General features: G+C 34.7%; 1 protein-coding gene. It reads right to left on the bottom strand.

The genetic code is table 11. From position 1 onward, the window contains the following. On the bottom strand, window positions 1-929 hold a 929-nt coding region (locus AC1DSL_RS18745), incomplete at both ends, for an LAGLIDADG family homing endonuclease (RefSeq protein ID WP_477533403.1).

Genomic DNA, 929 nt, shown 5'->3' with positions numbered 1-929 from the left:
TGGGACTCCTCTTTTCAACATGCAATTCGATAAATTGCACACTATATTCAATTACGTCATTCATGAATACGTTATGAGTCTTTGCGTACTCTTTTACATCGCTTATTAATTGATGATCATACGTTGTTTTATACTGAATCCGATCTAGTGGTTGATAAGTTTTGTCCAAAGTGATTTTGTCTTGTACCAGAACGTTTTTCAAACCATTTTCAATTAAATGATTCACATTTGTATTATGCTTTAACGCTAGTTGCTTTAACGCGTCTAAAACTGATTTACTGATATTTGTTCTGAATGAAACTCTATTCGTATTTGGCGTGTGAATGATTTTCCCATCGACAATTTTCCACATTGGAATCTTTCTATTGTCACCAACTACATATGGATTATCTGTATGCTGTGTCATATAGACTCGTTTATATATATGAAAGTTTTCAGAATTTGCATATTTGTAAAGTCTGTCAGAAAGTATTTGAAGACTGGTTTTCCCTCGTACCCAAATACGGTAAATCGTATGATTTTTTTGACTGGTGATAGTACTTATATCCGATTTTAAGCTCCAGGATTGAAATACCGCTAATAATCCTTCTGCAAAGGCTAAACTACCGGTTGTAACGTTCACTTGATATCCTTCATGACCTACCCAGCCATCGCCATCAATAACGCCACGTACAAATGATGGCAAAAACTTCTCTGAAACCTTTGGGAAAGGCACATTTAATGATTTCTTTGCCGTAATTCCGAGTGATTCAAGATCTTGTTTTATTTCTTTCGAATTAATGATTAATGTTGCTGCTGTTTTAGTTTTCCCAAATGGCGTTAGTACATAATCTGCTTCCATATAGTTGGCGATCAGTCGCAGGATACGTTCATCTTTTTGAGTAAAAAAAATACTATGAAATGAATTATGAATGTGTCCATCAGTAACC

Source organism: Paenisporosarcina sp. P4_D4, from assembly GCF_056401835.1.
The sequence above is the reverse complement of the archived record's forward strand: the minus strand, read 5'-3'. Positions and strand labels throughout refer to the sequence as shown.